Raw genomic sequence first — 19,039 nt, forward strand, 5'->3', positions numbered from 1 at the left:
TGCCCGCGTCAGCGTGCTGACGACTTCAACGCCTCGAGTTCACGCGTCCGCTCAGCCGGCGCCTTCTTCCCGAGCTCCTTCACCCTCGCAAAGAAGACCGGCCACTTTCGCCCGCATCGCTCGAACAGCGCGGCGAACGATGGTTTCCACGTGTCATAAAGCCCAAACGGCAACAGCGCGGCATTATTGAGCGGCTTCGCCATCCATCGGTCATACCGGCGATCGCCGCCCGCGACCGTCGCCCGCCACTGGACATAGTCGCCACGAAACACCTCGAAAGCTTCCGCCTTGGCGACACGCTTCGTCTCGTCGCTGTCCTGCGTCGCATAGATCGAGCCGAGCCGGTCGCGCAGCGCAAGAACACGGGCCGTAAAAGAGCCGTCGAGCTCGCCATCCTTCTCGTCCGGCGGCGGTAGCCCCCGCGCGGTGTGCCACTCACGCACACCTTCCTCTTCGACGAAGCTCGCATACGATTCGTTGAACGACGAATCGTCCTTCACGTAGAACTTCTGATGAGCCAGCTCATGGAAGATCGTACCCGCGAGGGTATCGTCATCCCAGTAAAGCATGCTGCTGATGATCGGATCGGCGAACCAGCCCAGCGTGGAATACGCGGGCACCTCACCCAGCGCCACGTCGTCCCCCGCCGTCTTCAGCCGGGCCGCCTCCCGGTCCGCAAGATCCTTGCGGAAGTACCCCCGGTACGCGACGCAGCCTGCAATCGGAAAACAATGCGTGACAGGCGCAACGGACAGTTCCGGTGCGGCGAAGACGTTCCAGGCCACCCACGGACGATCGAGCTGGACGAAATACGTGTAGCTGCGATTGTCGGGCAAGCCGAGGCTCGCCGAGGCGAACCGCCGGGCCTCGCTGGCGAGTTCCAGGCGGTGGCGTGTTTTCTCCGGTGTTTTCGGATCGCGCAGCACGTTCGCGATCGGCCGTCGCGCGGCGAGCAAGGACGCCTGACCGTGCGCGACATGCGCGTAGTAACCGAGCGAGCGGCAGCCGGTGAGTGTGGTGAGAAGAACGATGGCAGTAACTGAGAGACGCATACCCCATTCTGCCGTAAACGATGCAGGAGCGAGCCCCGCTAGCGACCCACGTCGCGGCGAGCCCCCATCGCGAGCAGGGCTCGCTCCTACCCAGGCCGGGCGCGCCCGCGTCAGCGGGGGGCCTTGCCCCCGGTCATGCTCTGCAGCACGCCATCGCGGCGAATCAGGCCGTGCATGAGCGCCGCACCCATGTGCGCAAGGAAGGTCAGGAAGAACAACCAGGCCAGATACCGGTGCGACTCGCGCAACCACGCGAACAAGGCGGGGTCGGTCGGCAGGATCTTCGGCAGGTGCACGCCAGCGAACATCGTCACCGGATAGTTACCCGCCGAAAGCATGCCCCAGCCGATCAACGGCATCGCGATCATGAGGGCGTAGAGCAGCACGTGCGAGCCATGTGCGGCCAGCTTCTGCCACAGAGGCAGGTCCGCCGGCAGCGGTGGGGCGGGATGCGTCAGTCGGAAGGCAAGCCGGATCAGTGCCAGCACGAAGATCACGATGCCCAACGGACGGTGGATCGTCAGCAGCCAGTCGTGCTTTTCGGCCACGGTACTCACCATGCCCGCGCCGATGAAAAGCATCGACAGCACCATGATCGACATCAGCCAGTGCAAGGCGCGTGCGAAGGGGTGGAACGTCTGTTCGCGGCTCATCACTTGGCCTCCTTGGGACGGGCGGCACCGGGAAGATGACCTTCTTCGCTGGTTCGACGCAGGTATGAATCGGCGTACGCCGCGGAACGTGCCGCCAGCAGCGGATCGTTCGATGTCTCGATGCCCTTCGGCAGGATCGTGGGATCGTAATTCACGTCGCGGCACGGACCGGTCGCCTGATCCTGCCAGCTGTCGATCACCAGCGTGCCCGCGTCCACCGATTTACGGTCATCCGGCCAGGCTTTCGCGGCGTCGTCGATGGCGTCACCGTCGCCGGCGAACGTCATGATCAGATGCCAGCGGAGGGGACCTGCCGCAAGCCGCTTCGAAAGATCGGCGGCAAGGTAATCGGTGTCGCCGGCCGCTGGCGAGCCGTCACCGGTCTCCGGCGTCTCCGGCACCATCTTCCAGCGCACCGCACGGCGCTCACCCGCAGGGTCGCGCAGGTAGAACGCGTTGATGCTCTGGTAGGTCTCCGTGGCGTAGCTGGCCGGCGGCTTCGCCGTCTTCGCCCAGCCCAGAAAAGCACCTGTCTCCGGGTGCGAGCCGAAGAACGCACCGGCCTTCGCCGGATCCGGCTTGCCGGTCTTCGGATCGGGATGGGTGGCGACCTGAAGGTCGTAGAACGCCTGTGGGGTCGAGACCGGGAAGACCGGCATCGCGTTCATGCCGGTGCGCCATTGCTCGCCATCGGCGAGATCGAAGCGCAGCGCGAAGCTGCGGATGGGCGCCGAGCTGTCCGCCGCGTAGGGATTTCCGCCGGGAATGGCCAGCCGCCCGACGACCGGCGTCCTTTCCTTCGCGAAGACGGCCGAACGGGAAAAACTCTGCAGCGCGCCGTTGCCCTCGAAATAGCCGCCGACGCATATGCCCTTGGCATGGTTGCGACGGTATCCGGGGTGCGCGCCGCCGTTGGCCTCGAGGGAATCGACGATCTTCTTCGGCGACAGGCGCTCCGGTGCCAGCCAGCCGCCAACGTAACCAAAAGCGACGGCGGAGCCGGCGACCGCCAGTCCGATCAGGGCCCAGCGCCAACCGACGTGCGCCGGAGGGCGCCGATTCTCGGTGTCTTGCATGCGTCTTTCTCCGTTTTCCAGGGTGGTCGTGCTCAGGGTGGGACGTACGTCCACGACTTTTATTCCCGGGCAGGGGAATATTTCTTCGAACCGGGCGTCTAACGTCCGACACCACCGACCGAGGTCCGGAATGTCCGACCCCAAGATCGACGAAGCCCTACGCTCGATGCTGCCGCGACTGCGGCGCTTCGCGCTGTGGCTTGCCCGCGACGAACACGCCGCGGACGATCTGGTCCAGTCCACGATCGAGCGGGCGCTGTCGAAATGGCATGCGCGACGCGACGACGAGAGTCTGCGGGCATGGCTGTTCTCGATCTTGTACCGGCTGTTCCTCGACGGGAAGCGACGGTCCGGCCGTTACGCCCGCCTGCTGAGCATGCTGGGCCGGGAAGAGCCGACCTGGCCGTCGGCCGAGCGGGTCGCCGTGGCGCACTCGACCCTGGCCGCGTTCGCCTCGCTGCCGGTCGAGCAACGGAGCCTGCTGATCTGGATCACCGTCGAAGGCATGAGCTACCAGGAGGTAGCCGACATCCTCGAAGTGCCTATCGGCACCGTCATGTCCCGACTGTCCCGGGCCCGCCGCGCGCTGCGCCGGCTGGGCGAGGGCGTCCCCGAAACACCTGCCCTGCGACTGCTGAAATGACCCACACGCCCCCCAGCGAACACGACATCCACGCCTACGTCGACGGTCACCTGGACTCGCCGCACCGTAGCGAGGTGGAACGGTATCTCGCCCGTCATCCCGAGCGCGCTGACGAAGTACAGGGCTGGCGGCAGGACGCCCAGCAGCTGCGGACCCTGCTGGCGGGCGATCTCGCCCCTGCCCCGGCTTTCGATCCCGCCCTGGTCAGAGCGCGCGCCGGGCGCCGTCGCATCGTTCGTCTGGCCATGGCGGCCAGCCTGCTGTTCTGTCTCGCCGTGGGCGGCATGGCCGGCTGGGCCGCGCGCGGCATGGGTCCGGGCGCCATGAAGCCCATGGCCGATGCGATGCAGGCCTATCGCCTGCTGGCGCTGGATCACGGCGTGGGCATGGACATCACGACGGCCAACGAGGGCGACCTGCGCTCCTGGCTGGCCGGCCGCGTCGGCTCCAGCGTCCGCCTGCCCGACCTCGCCGATGCCGGCTTTCGTCCGATCGGCGGCCGCCTGTTCGCGACCGACCAGGGTCCGGCGGCCATGGTCCTCTATGACGACGGCAGCGGCCACACGGTGAGTTTCTACGTCAGGCCCCCGGGGGTCGCCCGGCACCTGTTGCCGCGAGGCACCCGTGAAGACAGCGGCCTGCTGGCCGACTACTGGTCACAAGGCGGCCACAACTACGCCGTGGTCGCCATGGCCGATGAAGCCGGCCGAGCCGCCGCTCAGCGCATGACGGCCAGAACGATCTGACGAGCGATCCGGCACCCGCGCCCGGTGGGCGCCAACCCTCCCGGCGGTCCGCCCGACAGGACGACGACGGACCTCAGCGCTCCTGCAATTCCCCGTTGTGCAGCTCAAGGGTCCGATCCATCCGCCCCGCCAGCCGCGTGTCGTGCGTCACCAGCACGAAGCTGGTACCGATCTCCCGATTGAGTTCCAGCATCAACTCATAAACGTGAGCCGCATTGGCTTCGTCCAGGTTGCCGGTCGGCTCATCGCCCAGCACGCACGCCGGACGCGTCACCAGCGCACGCGCCACGGCGCAACGCTGACGCTCACCGCCGGACATCTCGGCCGGACGATGCCGCAGCCGCGACGACAATCCCACGCGCTCGAGCAACGCGGTCGCTTCCTTCTGCGCCTGCACAATCGACACGCCACGAATCAGCAGCGGCATGCACACGTTTTCCAGCGCCGTGAACTCCGGCAGCAGATGATGAAACTGGTAGATGAAGCCCAGTGAGCGATTGCGCTCACGACCGCGCTCGGCGTCCGACAGTTCGGACAGCACGCGACCGTTCACCTCGACCTTGCCGGCCGTGAGCGTATCGAGCCCACCGATGATGTGAAGCAGGGTCGACTTGCCCGAGCCCGATGCGCCGACGATGGACATCGTCTCGCCGCGACGCAGGGCGAAATTGACGTTGGACAGGACGCCCGTACGCAGGTCGCCCTCTTCATACACCTTGGCGACGCCCGTGGCGCGCAGGACGATATCGTCGTTGGGCTTATTCATAACGGAGCGCCTGGGCGGGCTGCGTGCGCGAGGCGCGCCACGCCGGATAAAGCGTGGCCAGCAGCGAGAAAGCGAAGGTCACCAGCACCACCCAGCCCACGTCGGACCAGAGCAGCTGACTGGGCAGCTCGCTGATGTAGTACACGTCGGGCGAGAGAAAATTCTGCCCCGTGACGTGCTCGATCCACTTCACGATGGCCGGCAGGTTGTACGACAGCAACGCGCCGAGCGCGACGCCCGCGCCGATGCCGACGATGCCGACGAGCAGGCCCTGCACCATGAACATGCCCATGATGCTGCGCGGCGTCGAGCCGAGCGTGCGCAGGATGGCGATGTCCGCCTGCTTGTCCGTCACCAGCATCATCAGCATGGAAATGAGGTTGATCACCGCGACAAGGATGATCAGCGAGAGGATCACGAACATCACCGTCTTCTCCATGTCGATCGCGCGGAAGAAGTTGGCGTGGGTATCCATCCAGGTTTCGACGCGGTACGTCTGGCCGAGTTTGTTGACCAGGTCCTGCGCCACCGGCCAGGCGGCGCGCAGATCGTCCAGCTTCAGGCGGATACCGGTCGGACCATTGAGGCCGTTGAGACGCTGGGCGTCTTCCATGGAAATCAGAGCGAGGTTGGCGTCGTATTCCTGCATGCCCAGCTCGAAGATGCCGCTGACCGTGAAACTGCGCAACTTGGGCACGGCACCCATCGGCGTCGCCGTGAACTGAGGCACCACGACCGTTACTTTGTCGCCCACCTGCACACCGAGCGTCATGGCCAGTTCGCGCCCCAGGGCGATCTTCCAGCTGCGATCGGTCAGGTCGGTCATCTTGCCTTCGACCATATGCGTATCGATGTCGGAGACCTTCGGCTCCAGCGACGGCACGATGCCGCGGATCAGGGCGCCGCTGGGCCGGCGGGCCTGCAGAAACGCCTGGATCTCGACATAGGGCGCGGCGCCCTTCACGTGCTTGGTGGCTTCGGCGGTCTTCACCGCCGTCTGCCAGTTCTGCACCGTGTCGTCGATACCGGACACGGTGATATGCGAAACGGCGCCCAGGATGCGGTTACGCAACTCGTTGTCGAAGCCGTTCATCACCGACATGACCGTGATGAGCGCGGTCACACTGATGGCGATGCAGACGATCGACACCGTGGAAATGAACGAAATGAACTGGTTGCGACGCTTGGCGCGCGTGTAGCGCAGTCCGATGAAAAGTTCGAGGGGTCTGAACATACCTGTCGATCGCAGCCTTGAATGAGGGGGCCAACGCGAAAGGCAGCCACCGCGCGGCAGAGTGCCCGATGCGGCCCGTCGGGGCAAGCTGGAACAATAGACCGGGCAGATATCCTTCAGCTTTCGCCGGGATACGCTTACAGGCCCTCACGCCCGTTTCAAACGGCCGCGCAACAGACGGAGGTGCTCCGTCGACGTGCTGTCAGGCATCAATAACACATGCCCTGCCCCGCCGCGCCAGCGAAACCGCAGAAACATCGCCAGTCCGACCCGGCGGACGTGAAACAGTTCGGCTGGCATGGCCAACCCGCGGCGATCCGTTACGCTCCAGACGCCATCGACCGCCCAATGCAACCGACGCAGCCGCGGATGCCGATACCGGCGGACCCGACGCATGCCGAATACGCCGATAACCGCCATCGACGACCAGCAGGCGAACAACGGCAGCGAGGTGAATAACGGTGCGAGCGTGGCCAGACAGACCACCAGGACAAGCCATACGGTCAGCGTGGCCGAGGGCTTTATCTCAAAGCTGATGCCTTGCGCGGATGTCATCGATGATCGCCTGCCAGTCGTCGCGAGGGGCGCGGGCATGGCCCATCACCCAATCCCAGAGATCGGGATCCTGCACGTCCAGAAGCGCATCGAATGCCGTCTTCCCCGCTTCATCGGCGTCAGCGAAACGCTCTTCCAGCCACCACCCGAACAGGCGATCGAGTTCGCGGGTACCACGTCGGGTACGCCAGCGGAGGCGTTTGAGGCGGGCATCTTCCATAGCGGGAACGGCATCCTGTAGGAGCGCGCCCCGCGCGCGATGGGTTTAACGATTCCCTCAAGGGATACCGCAAAACCATCGCGCGCGGGGCGCGCTCCTACAGAGGCCTTTTAGGCTGACCGCCTCTGCACGATCAGCTTCTTGATCTCCGCGATCGCCTTGGCCGGGTTGAGACCCTTCGGGCAGGTGCGCGCGCAGTTCATGATCGTGTGGCAACGGTAGAGCTTGAACGGATCTTCGAGGTCGTCGAGGCGGTTACCGGTGTCCTCGTCACGGCTGTCGACGATCCAGCGGTAAGCCTGCAGCAGAATGGCGGGACCGAGGTAACGGTCGCCGTTCCACCAGTAGCTCGGGCACGAGGTCGAGCAGCAGGCGCAGAGAATGCACTCGTAGAGACCGTCGAGCTTCTTGCGGTCTTCCGGCGACTGCAGGCGCTCCTTATCGGCCGGCGCCGGGCTCTGCGTACGCATCCACGGCTTGATCGACGCGAACTGGGCGTAGAAGTGAGTGAGGTCCGGCACCAGGTCCTTCACCACCGGCATGTGCGGCAGCGGATAGATGTTGACCGTACCGCCGCCACACTCCTCGATGGCGCGCGTACACGCCAGCGTGTTGGTGCCGTCGATGTTCATGGCGCACGAACCGCAGATGCCTTCACGGCACGAGCGACGCAGCGACAACGTCGAGTCGATCTCGTTCTTGATCTTGAGCAGGGCGTCGAGAACCATCGGACCGCACGTATCGAGATCGACCTCGTACGTGTCGGTGCGCGGATTCTGGCCGTCGTCCGGCGTCCAGCGATAAATCTTGAAGGTACGCGTGTTTTTCGCGCCCTTCGCCGGGAAATGCTTGCCGGCCGTAATCTTGGAATTCTTGGGTAGCGTGAACTCTGCCACGATTGCCTCTCCGGTCCGGTATCAGTAAACGCGCTTTTTCGGCGGCACGACTTCGACGTCGTCCGTCAGGGTGTACATGTGCACCGGGCGGAAGTCGAAGCTGGACTTGCCGGCCTCGTCGATCCACACCAGGGTGTGCTTCTGCCAGTCATGGTCGTCACGATCCGGGAAATCTTCACGGGCATGCGCGCCGCGGCTTTCCGGACGCTGTTCGGCCGAATGCATGGTAGCCACCGCCTGCGCGAGCAGGTTGGAGAGCTCCAGCGTTTCGATCAGGTCGGAGTTCCAGACCAACGAGCGGTCGCTGACCTTGACCTTCTCGAACGAGGTGAAGACCTCGGAGATCTTGGCCTTGCCTTCCTTCAGCGTCTCGCCGGTGCGGAACACGGCGGCGTCGGACTGCATGGTCTTCTGCATCTCGGCGCGGATCGCCGCCGTCGGCAGCGTGCCGTCGGCGTTACGCAGCGCGTCGAAGCGACCGAGGATCTTGTCCAGCGCATTGGCCGGGAGATCCTTGTGCGGCGTGCCCGTCTTGATGAGCTCGGCGCAGCGATGCGCCACGGCGCGACCGAACACCACCAGATCGAGCAGCGAATTGGAACCCAGACGGTTCGCGCCATGCACCGATACGCAGGCGGCTTCGCCGATCGCGAACAGACCCGGGACGATCGAATCCGGATCGTCGTCGCGCTTGGTCACGACTTCGCCGTGATAGTTGGTCGGAATGCCGCCCATGTTGTAGTGAACGGTCGGCAGGACCGGGATCGGCTCCTTGGTGACGTCGACGCCGGCGAAAATGCGCGCGGACTCGGCGATGCCCGGCAGGCGCTCGTTGATGACCTCGGGACCGAGGTGCATCAGGTTGAGATGGATGTGGTCCTTGTTCGGGCCCACGCCGCGGCCTTCGCGGATCTCGATGGTCATGGCGCGGCTGACGACGTCGCGCGAAGCGAGGTCCTTCGCGTTGGGCGCGTAGCGCTCCATGAAGCGCTCGCCCTCGGAGTTGGTGAGGTAACCACCTTCGCCGCGGACACCCTCGGTGATCAGGCAGCCGGCGCCGTAAATGCCCGTCGGGTGGAACTGCACGAACTCCATATCCTGCAGCGGCAGGCCGGCGCGCAGCACCATGCCGCCGCCATCGCCCGTGCAGGTATGTGCGGAGGTGGCGCTGAAGTACGCGCGACCGTAGCCGCCCGTGGCCATGACCACGGCATGGCCACGGAACAGGTGCAGGGTACCTTCGTTCATGTCGAGGGCAAGCACGCCCACGCACTTGCCATCCTCGAAGACCAGATCGATAGCGAAGTATTCGATGAAGAACGTGGCGTCGTGCGCCAGGGCCTGCTGGTAAAGCGTATGCAGGATGGCGTGACCGGTACGGTCGGCCGCGGCGCAGGTGCGCTGCGCGGTACCCTGACCGTAGTGCGTGGTCATGCCGCCGAACGGACGCTGGTAGATCTTGCCTTCCTCGGTACGCGAGAAAGGCACGCCGTAGTGTTCGAGCTCGATGATGGCCGGAATGGCCTCACGACACATGTATTCGATGGCGTCCTGATCGCCGAGCCAGTCGGAGCCCTTGATCGTGTCGTAGAAGTGGTAACGCCAGTCGTCTTCACCCATGTTGCCGAGCGCGGCGGAAATGCCGCCCTGCGCCGCTACGGTGTGCGAACGGGTCGGAAAGACCTTGGTGATGCACGCGGCCTTGAGGCCCTTCTCGGCCAGACCGAAGGTGGCGCGAAGGCCTGCGCCACCGGCGCCGACCACGATGACGTCGTATTTGTGTTGCTGAACCTTATAGGCTTCCATCGATCAGTTTCCGAGCGCGATGCGCAGCACGGCCAGCACGCCCGAGAGCGCGGCGAGTACGGCGATGAACTTGATGGCCACCAGCGACGCGACTTCGAGCCAGCGCGTGTGGACGTAATCTTCAATCACGACCTGCAGGCCGAGGACGGCATGCCTGAACATCGTGACGATGAGAGCGATGAGCATCACCGCGTTCCACGGCCTGGCGATGGATGCGCGGGCGGTGGCGTAGTCGGCGTGAATGAGGCTCAGCACCGTGATGACGAACCAGAGGGTAAGGAAAATCAACCCGACCGCGGTGAGGCGCTGGAGCATCCAGTGGCTGACGCCCTCTTTCGCCGAGCCGAGGCCACGGGCGCGGGCAAGCGGATTGCGCAGGTCCTTGCTCATGCGTGCGCTCCCATCAGGATGTAGCCCCACACCAGCGCGGTGAGCACGATGGCCAGGACGATCGCCAGCCAGCTGGAGCGTACGAAGGACTGGATCGAGTATCCCTGCCCGGCGTCCTGCGCCAGATGGCGGATGCCGTTGCACAGGTGATAGAAGAAATTGAGCGTCCAGCCGACCATGACGACCGTACCGAACGGACTGCCGACGATGCCGGTGAAGGTTCCGAAGGTGTCAGGACCGGCGGCGAGCGACGCGAGCCCCCAGACGATGATGAGGCTACCCACGGCATTGATGATGCCGGTGGCGCGGTGCAGGATGGAAGAAACCATCTGCACTTGCCACTTGTAGATCTGGAGATGGGGTGAGAGCGGTCGTCCCGTTTGTGCCATGGCGGCTATCCTGGATTGGAATCGCTGATGCCCGACGCACCTACCCTTGCCTTCCTGGACTCAGAAGTCGATACAGCGTCCGTTCTTTTCCCAGTCGCCATAACGCGTGGGGTCCAGCGGCGCTTTCTCGACCTTTGGCTCGCCATTCGTGGGGACGAGTGGCGGTACGAGCGGCTTCGCCGGGGCGGAATCGTTCGGGCCTTCGGACTTGGAGGGATTGTCGGACATGGTTATAAAGCCCCAAAAGGGTAATACCTGTGGCAAATCAGCACAACCTTGACGATCGGGCCAAACCTTGGTTTGGCCTTGGGCTGACCGTATATCCTACGCCTCCGCCCCGACTTGCGCCTCCCCATGCCGAGCCGTACCACTCGCACGATCACCCTCACCGGCCCCGACGCGGCCGCTTTCGCCAATGCCCAGTTCGGCAGCGCCGTGCTCTCTCTTGGGGTGGGTCGCTGGCAATGGAGCGGCTGGCTCGATCCCAGGGGTCGGGTTCGCGCCCTGCTTCAGATCGCGCACCCCGAAGACGACCGCTTCGTCGTCGTTCCGCGTGGCGGCGATGCCGAGACGCTGGCTTCCGATCTGAAACGTTTCGTCTTTCGTTCGAAGGTGAAGATCGCGGTATCCGACGTGCTGCATGTATCCGACGGTAACGCGATCGGCGACGGCGATGTACGCGAAGAAGATGACGCCCTGTATTTCGGTGAAGGCGATACATCGACACGTATAAATACGACGCAAGGTGGAGACACCTGGTACGAACGTCACATACGGAAAGGATATGCGTGGCTTCCCGACGAGGCGATGGACGCACTGCTTCCGCCCGCCTTGTCGATGGAGCGACTGGGTGCCGTCGTATTCGACAAGGGATGCTTTCCTGGACAGGAAATCGCTGCGCGACTGCATTTTCTGGGCGGTCACAAAAAGCATCTGCACGTCGTGCGAAGCGATGACACGTTGCGCGAGGGCGAGACGCTGCGCGTTAACGGCCGCGACATAGGTATCGTGCTGATGCATGCGGCATCGCAACCTTCACCTATATCGCTTGTCGTACTCGACGACAGCGTTGCATCGGCAGAGACTCTTGAAATAGATGACAAGCACCTACACATCTTATCGACATTCGAAGCGTGATCTTTCGCAGATTCGCAAGAATGCGTCTCACGCAATGTGTGAGTTAAAGCTGAACCGGACAGCTCACGCACTTGCAGAATTCGTGCAGCGCCACTAGGCTCCGCCGATCCAATTTAAGTGGTCGTGGTGTTTCTCCACGGTTACACCCGCGACGATCCGTCGATGATGACGGTTCCGGCGCGACCCGGCGAAAGCCGGAGATTGAGCAACGCGCAGCCCATGAGTAGCGCGTAGTCAGCCGACGGAGCCGCCGCCTTTGCGAGCCGCTCCCTTTCGGTGCACCCCCATACCGGGCGACTCCGGACAGTCGCCCAGTACAGTCACAGTGTGTGACGCCCGCCTCATCCGTGTTTCTCCAAACACAACATCGGATGTCGTCGGTTGGTCCAGGTAGTAACGGCCTGCCCGCCCGTCTACCGCTCATACGTCCCCCATGGCTCTTTCCGAAAGAAAGCCGCAAGTGACGGAAAAGCTCGTTGGAGGCAGATACACATGAAACTTTCCGCGCTGCTCTGGATGGCGTCCGTCCTCCCGAGCCACCTCGCTGACCAGACGTGCCTGGCGACGACGGTATACCTCGAAGCACGTAGCGAACCCACCATCGGCCAGTACGCCGTGGCGGAAGTCGCCCTTCGACGCCGCGACCGCGGCATGGGCGGCGACAAGGTGTGCGACGTCGTTTCGGCGCCACATCAGTTTGCGATCACCACCACGCCGAAGGATTTCGAGATCACGGATCTCGTCTCCTGGTCCAAGGCATGGAAGGTGGCAGGCGACTCCCTGAATAACTGGAGCCTGCCAAAGAGTGAACGACTCGTTTATGTTCCGCAGGCCGACCACTTCGCCACGGCTGCCGTCTCGCCGAACTGGTCCGCAAGCCGCATCGTTCGCAAGATCGGCGACCACGCGTTCTACGCCGTGAACTGACAACGGCCCTACAACGTGAGGGGAAAAGGAAGGCAGAACGGGCAGCTTGTGCTTTCCCGGGAAAAGGGGCCCTCGGATGAGGGTCTTTTTTTGTGCCCAATTTTCTCATCGGTTATAAAAAAAACCCGCCGAAGCGGGTTTTCTATTTAGCCATCCATACGTCTAAAGTATCAACGCCGGTAGACGCGATCCCCGCGCACCTCGACGTAATCGCCGCGACGCAGCTGCGGATCTTCCACCTGGGTCACCGTGGCCCGGCGACCGTCGTCCAGACGGATGCTCACGCGGAAAGCGACCTGATCGGCGCCATTGCGCTTGCCGACCTGGTTACCGACCACGCCGCCGACCACCGCACCACCGACGGTGGCGGCCGAACGACCGTCACCCTTGCCGATGGTGTTGCCCAGCAAACCACCGGCGACCGCACCGATCACGGCACCGAGCGGCGACGAGTCGCGCTGGGTATAGACCTGCTCGACGTCGTCCACGACGCCGCACTGCTCGCACCCTCGCGGTGCGCCCTGATATACGACGCGATCCTCGCGATACACACGACGTGGCTGCTCATAGCACGCGGTCAACGACAGCGTGGCGACGGCGGCGGCGACGAGGCCTGACTTGCGGACAATGCTGTACATGGATGAAGCCTCTGGGAACGCGTTGGAGAATCAGCGTGCGTCGGAAACGACCGACACGCCTTCCTGTACCTCGACGCGATCGCCCGGATCGTGATCCATACGCACCGAACGCGTCACGCCGTTGTATTCGTAACGAACGTCATAAGCGACGATCTTGTCACCCGACGTGCCAGCCACGGTGCTGCACTTGCGCACCGTGCTCGTGGTGGTGTTCGTTTCCTGGCGGCGCTCCTGGATCTCGTGGCCCGCATAGCCGCCACCGACCGCGCCGGCCACCGTCGCCAGGGTGCGCCCCTTGCCACCGCCGATCTGGTTGCCGAGCAGACCGCCGGCGACCGCGCCGATGGCCGTACCGGCGATCTGATGCTGGTCCCTGACCGGCACGTGGCGGGTCACCACCTCGTCGTGGCACTCGCGCTGCGGCGACGAGGCCGCCTCGCGGACCGGATCGACGCTGACCACGCGCCCGTACTTCGGGCCGGCCGGTGCGGGCGCGGGAGCAGAAGCCGCGGCGCCGTCGCCACGGTAGGACACGTCGGCATTCGCGTCGCGGTTGCACGCGGACAGGCCGCACACCAGCGCCGCGCCCAACGCGATGTTCAGGACGGAAATCTTCAGACTGCTCATAACCCTACTCTCCTAACGAAGGTCCGCGACCTCGATGGCGCATGAGCCCCATCTCCCGGAAGTCGCCTCGGAGGACATTTGACATTCGTTAAACTGAATGAGGCCTTAGACTGTCGCTACCTTCATTCAGGCATCACGCTTACATGGCCGATCTGGTCGACACCCACGCACATCTGGACGACGCGTCGTTCGACAGCGACCGGCAGGCGATGTACGAGCGCGCAGCCGCCGCGGGCGTTCGCCGCTGGATCGTGCCGGCGATCGATCGCGGCAACTGGGAAACGATCGAGCGACTCGCCGGTGAGAGAGACGGCGTTTTCCCCGCCTACGGCCTCCATCCCTTGTTCATCGACCGGCATCGCGACGAGCACCTCGCCGAACTGCCCGACTGGCTCGACGGCCACGGCGCCGTGGCCGTGGGCGAGATCGGGCTGGACTGGTACGTCGAAGGACTGGATCCGGTGCGGCAGCGCGACGTGTTCGCCCGCCAGCTGGGCATCGCCAAGGAGCACGACCTTCCGGTGATCGTGCATGCACGCCGGGCGTTCGAGGAGGTCATCCATACGCTTCGCCGGATCGGCGGATTGCGTGGCGTAGTGCACAGCTTCTCGGGAAGCGAGGAGCAAGCCCGACAGCTGTTCGACCTCGGCTTTCATATCGGCATCGGTGGCCCGGTCACCTACGACCGGGCTCACCGGATCCGACGCGTCGTCGCGACCATGCCGCCGGAGTGGCTTTTGCTCGAAACAGATGCACCCGATCAGCCCTGTATGCATCGTCGCGGCCGACGCAACGAGCCGGCGTTCATGACCGATGTCGTGGACACCGTGGCGGTCCTGCGCGGCATCAGCCGCGAGGAGGTTGCCGAGGTCACGACACGCAATGCCGATCGTCTCTTCTCGCTCGGGCGCGCACGAGTCGACGACGCTCGTCAGCGCGGAACGGACCAGAACTGAAAATCCTTCGGAAGCAGCCCATACCGACTAACCCGGATGATGAAGGGCGATTCGACGGTGGCCGGCCACACGTTCACCCGGAGCCCTCCCTCGAGTTGCAGCTTTGTCCCATTCAGCGGAACACCGACGAGTGATCCAGGCGGTAACCCCAGAAACGCCGGAGCATCGTATGGGTCGAGAATTTCGAAGACGAGCGATCCGAAATCGTAATGTTTCCCGTCCTGATCCTTTAGCTCGAAGAGTCCGTCGAGATCGTGCGACATACCCGCAGCCAGCTTACGCGTGCCATAAAACTCTCCGTCGAGCGTAGTTGGCACATTCGACGAGACACGGACGAAGAATTCGTGTTCGACCTTGCGATCGATGGGCGCGTTCACCGTGAATGCCCGGACTTTGAAGTTGTCACCCGGCAACCCCGATGCGATAAGCGGCACCGGCGGCAACGCCCGACCACCGGAATCAGTGTAGGCGCTGGCGTATTTTGACGGGCGACCGTCGATGAGGAAATGTGCCTGCGCTTCGGCATGAGGGTCGCCGGGCTCGATCTGCCAGGCGATGAGCTCTCCGCCTACCAGGCCGCCATAGGGGTCGGTGGCGACCACACCGCGGTCAGCAATCCGCGCACCGGGATCGACATGGATGGGATCGCGCCCGCTCGGCCTGAGTCTGGATACCCTCGAGGAACCGTCGCCGCCGGCAGGGAACGACGACGCGGCCGACACGGGCTCCGGGGCCCCCTCGCGCCCTCGCCTCGGGTTGGCATACCCTTCCGGCCAGGAAGGCAGAGCAATGGTCCAGCGATCTTGCGGGGCTTCGGCAGCAGGCGCGCTGTCAGCGTTGCGCAGCTTTTCGGCAGTGTCGGCCGCGTCCGATGACTTGTCGGTCGTCATATGGCTCTCCTTTTCCCATGGCTGCATGGTCCTCATGCAAAGTGACTATGCGCCTCCAAAGAGGCGGCGAACAGCCGCTCGACGATGCTGTCGATTTATTTCGTCATCCGCATTCGGCAGCTGCGCCCGATGTGGCTGATAGGGCGCGTTTAGTCACCACGGCGGTCCACGGCACGACGGCACTTGTTGCCTGAAGCCAGTGCTTGCTAGGCTAATAGTTCACCAGCGAACTATTAGCCAGCGTAATGTCCACCCTGAAACCATGCGTCGACGCGCTCTACGAGGGCGTCGACCGGGTCGCCGAGAACATCGACGGCTTGCCGAAATGCGAGGTCCTTCTCATCCGCCTGCTTTTGCTGACGGGCGAAGCGCTGCAGCGCAACGTGGAGACCAGGCTCAGGCCGTTCGACCTCAACGACAGCGATTTCCGCACGCTGATGATGCTGTATTCATCCCGGAACGGCAGTTCGACGCCCAGCGAGCTCTGCGCGCTGGCCGAGCAGAAGCCGACCAACATGACCCGCATCACCAATCTGCTCGCCAAACGCGGCCTGATCACCCGCTCGCATGCGACGCAAGACCGCCGTCAGGTCGTGCTGACGATCACGACGGAGGGCAGGCAGTTTGTGCGCATGCTGCTCCCGCCGATGTTCCCCGAGGTGGTGTCGAAGTTCGCCTGCTTCAGCGCTACGGAACGAAAGACCTTCGAAGGGCTGCTGAAAAAACTGGCCCTGCATCTGGATACCGCGGAAACCCCATGAAACCCTTACCGTTCCGCCCCACGCTGCTGGCGGGCATGCTGGCCGTGTCGCTCGCGGCCTGCCACGTGCCCGCGAAGATCGACCGCCCTGCCCTGCGCGACGACGTGCCGCTGGCCGGCCTCGTCACCGACCAGCGCCCGGGTTGGCCCGCCGCCGAATGGTGGCGTGCGTACGGCGACCCACAGCTCGACATGCTGATGGACATGGCCCTGCGCGGCGCGCCCGATCTCGCCCAGGCGAAGACACGCGTCGACAGCGCGCAGCAGAACATTCGCGTGGCGGCGGCGCAGGCGGGCCTGCGCGTGGACGGCAGCGCGCAGGTCGCACGCCAGCGCATGAGCGAGCACGGCCTGATTCCGGCGCAGTTCCTCGGCTTCACCTGGTACAACCAGGCCGACCTCGGCGTGCAGGTCAGCTACGACTTCGACTGGTGGGGCAAGAAACGTTTCACCCTCGAGTCCGCGATCGACAGCGCGCGGGCGGCGGAAGCGGAGCGCTCGGCCTCGTCCCTCGCGATCCAGGCGGTCGTCGCGGACACCTACTTCGGCTGGCTCGCGGACATGTCGCGCGTGGCCATCGCGGACCGGCTCATCGCCGTCCGCGAACGCGCGCTGCGTATCGCCGACCTTCGCGTGAAACAGGGCGTGGACGTACCCGATACCGTGCAGCAGGCACGCGCCGAGCTGTCCGGTGCCCGCCAGCAGCGTGTGGCGTTGCAGGGATCGGCGGACATCCGTCGCGCCTCGCTGGCCACGCTGGTCGGCGTCTCGCCCGGACAGCTGCCCGCGCTTACGCCGCGTGCGCTTCCCGCCGTCGCCCCCGGCCTGCCCGCGAACGTCGGCACCGATCTGATGGCGCGCCGACCGGACATCGCGGCCAGCCGCTGGCAGGTCGAAGCCGCGCTACGGCAGACCGACGCCGCACGCGCCCAGTTCTTCCCCGATGTGAGCCTGTCGGGCATGGCGGGTTTGTCCAGCATCGACATGGACAAGCTCTTCTCCGCGAGCAGCCGCGTGTTCTCGCTGACGCCCGCGCTGCACCTGCCGATCTTCGAAGGCGGGACGCTCGAGGCGAACCACGGCGTCAGCCAGGCGCAGCTCGGCGCCGCCGTCGCTCAGTACAACGCCACCGTGGCCTCGGCCGCACGCGACGTCGCTACGCAGGCGCTCGGTGCGCAGCAGATCGCCGCCCGACGCACCGAGCAAGCCGCGCAGATCGATGCCGTCAATACCCTGCTCGCCAGCGCGAAGGCGCGGGCGGCACGCGGCGTGCGTGACGACCGCGAGTCGCTTGCCACCGAAGCCTCGCTGGCGCAGCAGCTGGACATGGACGCAGACCTCCAGGGCCAGGCCTTGTCCACCGATGTCGCCCTGATCAAATCCCTCGGGGGCGGCTATCGCGCCGAACCCGTCGACACCTCTTCCACGCCCAGCACGAACGGAACCCAGAGCCCATGAGCGCCAACCCGACCGATACCCAGCGCACCCCGGTGGAAAGCGGCAACGCGCCCAGGGACAAGCGCAAGCGAGGCCGTGCGCTGCTGATCGCCCTGATCGTCTTCCTCCTGGCGGCGGCGACGTGGTTCCTGCTGTGGCTGTTCGTGTTCTCGATCCGCGAGACCACCGATGACGCCTATGTGGGTGGTAACCAGGTGGGTATCTCGGCGCAGGTGCCCGGCATCGTCACCGGCGTGTTCGCCGACGACACGCAGCGGGTCAACGCGGGTCAGGTGCTCGTCCGCCTGGACGCTACCGACGCCGATGTGGCCTTGCGCAAAGCCAGCAGCGCCCTGGCGCAGGCGGTTCGTCAGGTCCGCCAGCAGACGCAGTCGGCCGCCAGCGCGGACGCCGCGCTCGGCGCACGCCGCAACGATCTGAAGCGTGCGCAGGACGACCTGAAGCGTCGTCTGCCCCTGCTCGCCGAAAAAGCCGTCGCACCGGAAGAAGTGCAGCACGCCCGCGACGCGGTGGACACCGCGCAGTCCGCACTGGAATCCGCACAGCGTCAGGCCGATGCGTCGCGCGCGCTGATCGACGGCAGCGATGTCGAGTCCAATCCGGCGGTCGAACAGGCACGCGCCAACTTCCGTCAGGCCTGGGTCGCGTCGCAACGCAACGCGATCGTTGCACCCATCGACGGGTACGTCGCGCAGCGCAGCGTCCAGGTGGGCAACAGCGTGCAGCCCGGCCAGCAGCTGATGACGGTGATCCCGCTGCACGACCTGTGGGTTGAGGCGAATTTCAAGGAGAGCCAGCTGCGCCACGTGCGCATCGGCCAGCCGGCGAAGATCGAAGCCGACATCTACGGTGGTGGCGTGGAATACCACGGGCACGTGGTCGGTCTCGGCGCCGGCACCGGCAGCGCGTTCTCGCTGCTGCCCGCGCAGAACGCCACCGGCAACTGGATCAAGGTGGTGCAGCGCATCCCGGTTCGCATCGCGCTGGACTCGAAGGACCTCGACAAGCACCCGCTGCGTATCGGCCTGTCCACCGCCGTGACGCTCGATATCTCCAACGACGATGGCGACGTCCTGGCAAGGGCTCCGTCGACGACACCGGTCGCGCAGACCACCGTCTACGACGAGGTGGCCGCGAAGGCCGATGCCGCCGCCGACGAGATCGTGCGCAAGAACCTGGGAGCCAGTGCGCCTTGAGCGACGCCGTCGCCATTCCGGACG

General features: G+C 64.8%; 23 protein-coding genes. 8 read left to right on the forward strand and 15 right to left on the reverse strand.

All coding sequences use genetic code 11. From position 1 onward, the window contains the following. Window positions 1–8 precede the first annotated feature (8 nt). From J2X57_RS02580 to J2X57_RS02590, 3 genes are all read right to left on the reverse strand, one after another. Complete coding sequence (locus tag J2X57_RS02580; protein ID WP_309863451.1) at window positions 9–1,052, reverse strand: aminopeptidase; 1,044 nt, start codon at window positions 1,050–1,052, stop codon at window positions 9–11. A gap of 110 nt (window positions 1,053–1,162) precedes the next feature. Continuing rightward, a complete protein-coding gene (locus J2X57_RS02585) occupies window positions 1,163–1,705 on the reverse strand; it encodes a cytochrome b/b6 domain-containing protein (RefSeq protein WP_309863453.1) in 543 nt (180 codons plus the stop codon). Then, entirely contained in the window at window positions 1,705–2,781 is a 1,077-nt protein-coding gene (locus J2X57_RS02590; protein WP_309863455.1) for a catalase family peroxidase, read from the reverse strand. The genes J2X57_RS02585 and J2X57_RS02590 overlap by 1 nt, the downstream gene beginning before the upstream one ends. Window positions 2,782–2,911: 130 nt before the next feature. Between J2X57_RS02590 and J2X57_RS02595 the strand changes: the two genes are divergently transcribed. Then, window positions 2,912–3,424 (forward strand): sigma-70 family RNA polymerase sigma factor, encoded by a 513-nt coding sequence (locus J2X57_RS02595; protein ID WP_043693712.1) that lies wholly within the window; start codon window positions 2,912–2,914, stop codon window positions 3,422–3,424. After that, on the forward strand, window positions 3,421–4,170 hold the full coding sequence (locus J2X57_RS02600; protein WP_308847123.1) for an anti-sigma factor: 750 nt from the start codon (window positions 3,421–3,423) through the stop codon (window positions 4,168–4,170). Before J2X57_RS02595 ends, J2X57_RS02600 begins: the two co-directional genes overlap by 4 nt. A 73-nt stretch (window positions 4,171–4,243) precedes the next feature. Here the strand turns inward: J2X57_RS02600 and lolD are convergent, their stop codons facing one another. The 9 genes from lolD to J2X57_RS02645 all read right to left on the reverse strand — a co-directional run bounded on the left by lolD (window position 4,244) and on the right by J2X57_RS02645 (window position 10,654). Further along, on the reverse strand, window positions 4,244–4,936 hold the full coding sequence (gene lolD / locus J2X57_RS02605; protein ID WP_309863457.1) for a lipoprotein-releasing ABC transporter ATP-binding protein LolD: 693 nt from the start codon (window positions 4,934–4,936) through the stop codon (window positions 4,244–4,246). Further along, window positions 4,929–6,170 (reverse strand): lipoprotein-releasing ABC transporter permease subunit, encoded by a 1,242-nt coding sequence (locus J2X57_RS02610; protein WP_043693705.1) that lies wholly within the window; start codon window positions 6,168–6,170, stop codon window positions 4,929–4,931. The genes lolD and J2X57_RS02610 overlap by 8 nt, the downstream gene beginning before the upstream one ends. 147 nt (window positions 6,171–6,317) lie before the next feature. Next, complete coding sequence (locus J2X57_RS02615) at window positions 6,318–6,725, reverse strand: hypothetical protein (protein ID WP_309863461.1); 408 nt, start codon at window positions 6,723–6,725, stop codon at window positions 6,318–6,320. Continuing rightward, window positions 6,697–6,945, reverse strand: coding sequence for a succinate dehydrogenase assembly factor 2 (locus J2X57_RS02620; RefSeq protein ID WP_036113619.1), 249 nt, complete (start codon window positions 6,943–6,945; stop codon window positions 6,697–6,699). The genes J2X57_RS02615 and J2X57_RS02620 overlap by 29 nt, the downstream gene beginning before the upstream one ends. A 110-nt stretch (window positions 6,946–7,055) precedes the next feature. Then, window positions 7,056–7,841 (reverse strand): succinate dehydrogenase iron-sulfur subunit, encoded by a 786-nt coding sequence (locus J2X57_RS02625; protein WP_036113620.1) that lies wholly within the window; start codon window positions 7,839–7,841, stop codon window positions 7,056–7,058. A 21-nt stretch (window positions 7,842–7,862) separates the two neighbouring features. Then, a complete protein-coding gene (gene sdhA, locus J2X57_RS02630; protein WP_036113622.1) occupies window positions 7,863–9,647 on the reverse strand; it encodes a succinate dehydrogenase flavoprotein subunit in 1,785 nt (594 codons plus the stop codon). Between the two features lie 3 nt (window positions 9,648–9,650). After that, on the reverse strand, window positions 9,651–10,037 hold the full coding sequence (gene sdhD, locus J2X57_RS02635) for a succinate dehydrogenase, hydrophobic membrane anchor protein (protein ID WP_036113624.1): 387 nt from the start codon (window positions 10,035–10,037) through the stop codon (window positions 9,651–9,653). After that, complete coding sequence (sdhC, locus tag J2X57_RS02640; protein WP_036113627.1) at window positions 10,034–10,426, reverse strand: succinate dehydrogenase, cytochrome b556 subunit; 393 nt, start codon at window positions 10,424–10,426, stop codon at window positions 10,034–10,036. The genes sdhD and sdhC overlap by 4 nt, the downstream gene beginning before the upstream one ends. A gap of 60 nt (window positions 10,427–10,486) precedes the next feature. Next, entirely contained in the window at window positions 10,487–10,654 is a 168-nt protein-coding gene (locus J2X57_RS02645; RefSeq protein WP_081996514.1) for a DUF1674 domain-containing protein, read from the reverse strand. A 126-nt stretch (window positions 10,655–10,780) separates the two neighbouring features. On the opposite strand from J2X57_RS02645, the gene J2X57_RS02650 reads away from it, so the two are divergent. After that, window positions 10,781–11,563, forward strand: a complete 783-nt coding sequence (locus J2X57_RS02650; RefSeq protein ID WP_309863469.1) for a folate-binding protein — start codon at window positions 10,781–10,783, stop codon at window positions 11,561–11,563. Window positions 11,564–12,055: 492 nt separating this feature from the next. Further along, window positions 12,056–12,490, forward strand: coding sequence for a cell wall hydrolase (locus tag J2X57_RS02655; protein ID WP_036113631.1), 435 nt, complete (start codon window positions 12,056–12,058; stop codon window positions 12,488–12,490). Between the two features lie 170 nt (window positions 12,491–12,660). Here J2X57_RS02655 and J2X57_RS02660 read toward each other — a convergent pair whose 3' ends face one another. After that, on the reverse strand, window positions 12,661–13,128 hold the full coding sequence (locus tag J2X57_RS02660) for a glycine zipper 2TM domain-containing protein (protein WP_043693693.1): 468 nt from the start codon (window positions 13,126–13,128) through the stop codon (window positions 12,661–12,663). Window positions 13,129–13,158: 30 nt separating this feature from the next. Beyond that, window positions 13,159–13,755, reverse strand: a complete 597-nt coding sequence (locus J2X57_RS02665; protein ID WP_036113634.1) for a glycine zipper 2TM domain-containing protein — start codon at window positions 13,753–13,755, stop codon at window positions 13,159–13,161. Window positions 13,756–13,898: 143 nt separating this feature from the next. Here J2X57_RS02665 and J2X57_RS02670 point away from each other — a divergent pair, with 143 nt between their 5' ends. Continuing rightward, window positions 13,899–14,711, forward strand: a complete 813-nt coding sequence (locus J2X57_RS02670; protein ID WP_309863478.1) for a TatD family hydrolase — start codon at window positions 13,899–13,901, stop codon at window positions 14,709–14,711. Here the strand turns inward: J2X57_RS02670 and J2X57_RS02675 are convergent. After that, on the reverse strand, window positions 14,687–15,601 hold the full coding sequence (locus J2X57_RS02675) for a hypothetical protein (RefSeq protein ID WP_308847129.1): 915 nt from the start codon (window positions 15,599–15,601) through the stop codon (window positions 14,687–14,689). The genes J2X57_RS02670 and J2X57_RS02675 overlap by 25 nt on opposite strands. Window positions 15,602–15,846: 245 nt before the next feature. On the opposite strand from J2X57_RS02675, the gene J2X57_RS02680 reads away from it, so the two are divergent. Genes J2X57_RS02680 through J2X57_RS02690 form a run of 3 tightly spaced genes read left to right on the forward strand, consistent with a single transcriptional unit; the run spans window position 15,847 to window position 19,015 of the window. Next, the gene (locus J2X57_RS02680) at window positions 15,847–16,362 is read left to right on the forward strand and encodes a MarR family transcriptional regulator (RefSeq protein WP_308847130.1); all 516 of its coding nucleotides are present in this window, start codon (window positions 15,847–15,849) and stop codon (window positions 16,360–16,362) included. Next, the gene (locus J2X57_RS02685) at window positions 16,359–17,819 is read left to right on the forward strand and encodes an efflux transporter outer membrane subunit (RefSeq protein ID WP_309863481.1); all 1,461 of its coding nucleotides are present in this window, start codon (window positions 16,359–16,361) and stop codon (window positions 17,817–17,819) included. The genes J2X57_RS02680 and J2X57_RS02685 overlap by 4 nt, the downstream gene beginning before the upstream one ends. Further along, on the forward strand, window positions 17,816–19,015 hold the full coding sequence (locus J2X57_RS02690; RefSeq protein ID WP_043693679.1) for an efflux RND transporter periplasmic adaptor subunit: 1,200 nt from the start codon (window positions 17,816–17,818) through the stop codon (window positions 19,013–19,015). Before J2X57_RS02685 ends, J2X57_RS02690 begins: the two co-directional genes overlap by 4 nt. The last annotated feature ends 24 nt before the right edge of the window (window positions 19,016–19,039 follow it).

The sequence above is a fragment of the Luteibacter sp. 1214 genome (genome assembly GCF_031455395.1).
Classification (GTDB): Bacteria; Pseudomonadota; Gammaproteobacteria; order Xanthomonadales; family Rhodanobacteraceae; genus Luteibacter; species Luteibacter mycovicinus.

Bases quoted from the DNA above. Each gene is read 5' to 3' on its own strand.
- J2X57_RS02580 (WP_309863451.1), bottom strand. From the start codon at position 1,052: ATGCGTCTCTCAGTTACTGCCATCGTTCTTCTCACCACACTCACCGGC.
- J2X57_RS02585 (WP_309863453.1), bottom strand. From the start codon at position 1,705: ATGAGCCGCGAACAGACGTTCCACCCCTTCGCACGCGCCTTGCACTGG.
- J2X57_RS02590 (WP_309863455.1), bottom strand. From the start codon at position 2,781: ATGCAAGACACCGAGAATCGGCGCCCTCCGGCGCACGTCGGTTGGCGC.
- J2X57_RS02595 (WP_043693712.1), top strand. From the start codon at position 2,912: ATGTCCGACCCCAAGATCGACGAAGCCCTACGCTCGATGCTGCCGCGA.
- J2X57_RS02600 (WP_308847123.1), top strand. From the start codon at position 3,421: ATGACCCACACGCCCCCCAGCGAACACGACATCCACGCCTACGTCGAC.
- lolD (WP_309863457.1), bottom strand. From the start codon at position 4,936: ATGAATAAGCCCAACGACGATATCGTCCTGCGCGCCACGGGCGTCGCC.
- J2X57_RS02610 (WP_043693705.1), bottom strand. From the start codon at position 6,170: ATGTTCAGACCCCTCGAACTTTTCATCGGACTGCGCTACACGCGCGCC.
- J2X57_RS02615 (WP_309863461.1), bottom strand. From the start codon at position 6,725: ATGACATCCGCGCAAGGCATCAGCTTTGAGATAAAGCCCTCGGCCACG.
- J2X57_RS02620 (WP_036113619.1), bottom strand. From the start codon at position 6,945: ATGGAAGATGCCCGCCTCAAACGCCTCCGCTGGCGTACCCGACGTGGT.
- sdhA (WP_036113622.1), bottom strand. From the start codon at position 9,647: ATGGAAGCCTATAAGGTTCAGCAACACAAATACGACGTCATCGTGGTC.
- sdhD (WP_036113624.1), bottom strand. From the start codon at position 10,037: ATGAGCAAGGACCTGCGCAATCCGCTTGCCCGCGCCCGTGGCCTCGGC.
- sdhC (WP_036113627.1), bottom strand. From the start codon at position 10,426: ATGGCACAAACGGGACGACCGCTCTCACCCCATCTCCAGATCTACAAG.
- J2X57_RS02645 (WP_081996514.1), bottom strand. From the start codon at position 10,654: ATGTCCGACAATCCCTCCAAGTCCGAAGGCCCGAACGATTCCGCCCCG.
- J2X57_RS02650 (WP_309863469.1), top strand. From the start codon at position 10,781: ATGCCGAGCCGTACCACTCGCACGATCACCCTCACCGGCCCCGACGCG.
- J2X57_RS02655 (WP_036113631.1), top strand. From the start codon at position 12,056: ATGAAACTTTCCGCGCTGCTCTGGATGGCGTCCGTCCTCCCGAGCCAC.
- J2X57_RS02660 (WP_043693693.1), bottom strand. From the start codon at position 13,128: ATGTACAGCATTGTCCGCAAGTCAGGCCTCGTCGCCGCCGCCGTCGCC.
- J2X57_RS02665 (WP_036113634.1), bottom strand. From the start codon at position 13,755: ATGAGCAGTCTGAAGATTTCCGTCCTGAACATCGCGTTGGGCGCGGCG.
- J2X57_RS02670 (WP_309863478.1), top strand. From the start codon at position 13,899: ATGGCCGATCTGGTCGACACCCACGCACATCTGGACGACGCGTCGTTC.
- J2X57_RS02675 (WP_308847129.1), bottom strand. From the start codon at position 15,601: ATGACGACCGACAAGTCATCGGACGCGGCCGACACTGCCGAAAAGCTG.
- J2X57_RS02680 (WP_308847130.1), top strand. From the start codon at position 15,847: ATGTCCACCCTGAAACCATGCGTCGACGCGCTCTACGAGGGCGTCGAC.
- J2X57_RS02685 (WP_309863481.1), top strand. From the start codon at position 16,359: ATGAAACCCTTACCGTTCCGCCCCACGCTGCTGGCGGGCATGCTGGCC.
- J2X57_RS02690 (WP_043693679.1), top strand. From the start codon at position 17,816: ATGAGCGCCAACCCGACCGATACCCAGCGCACCCCGGTGGAAAGCGGC.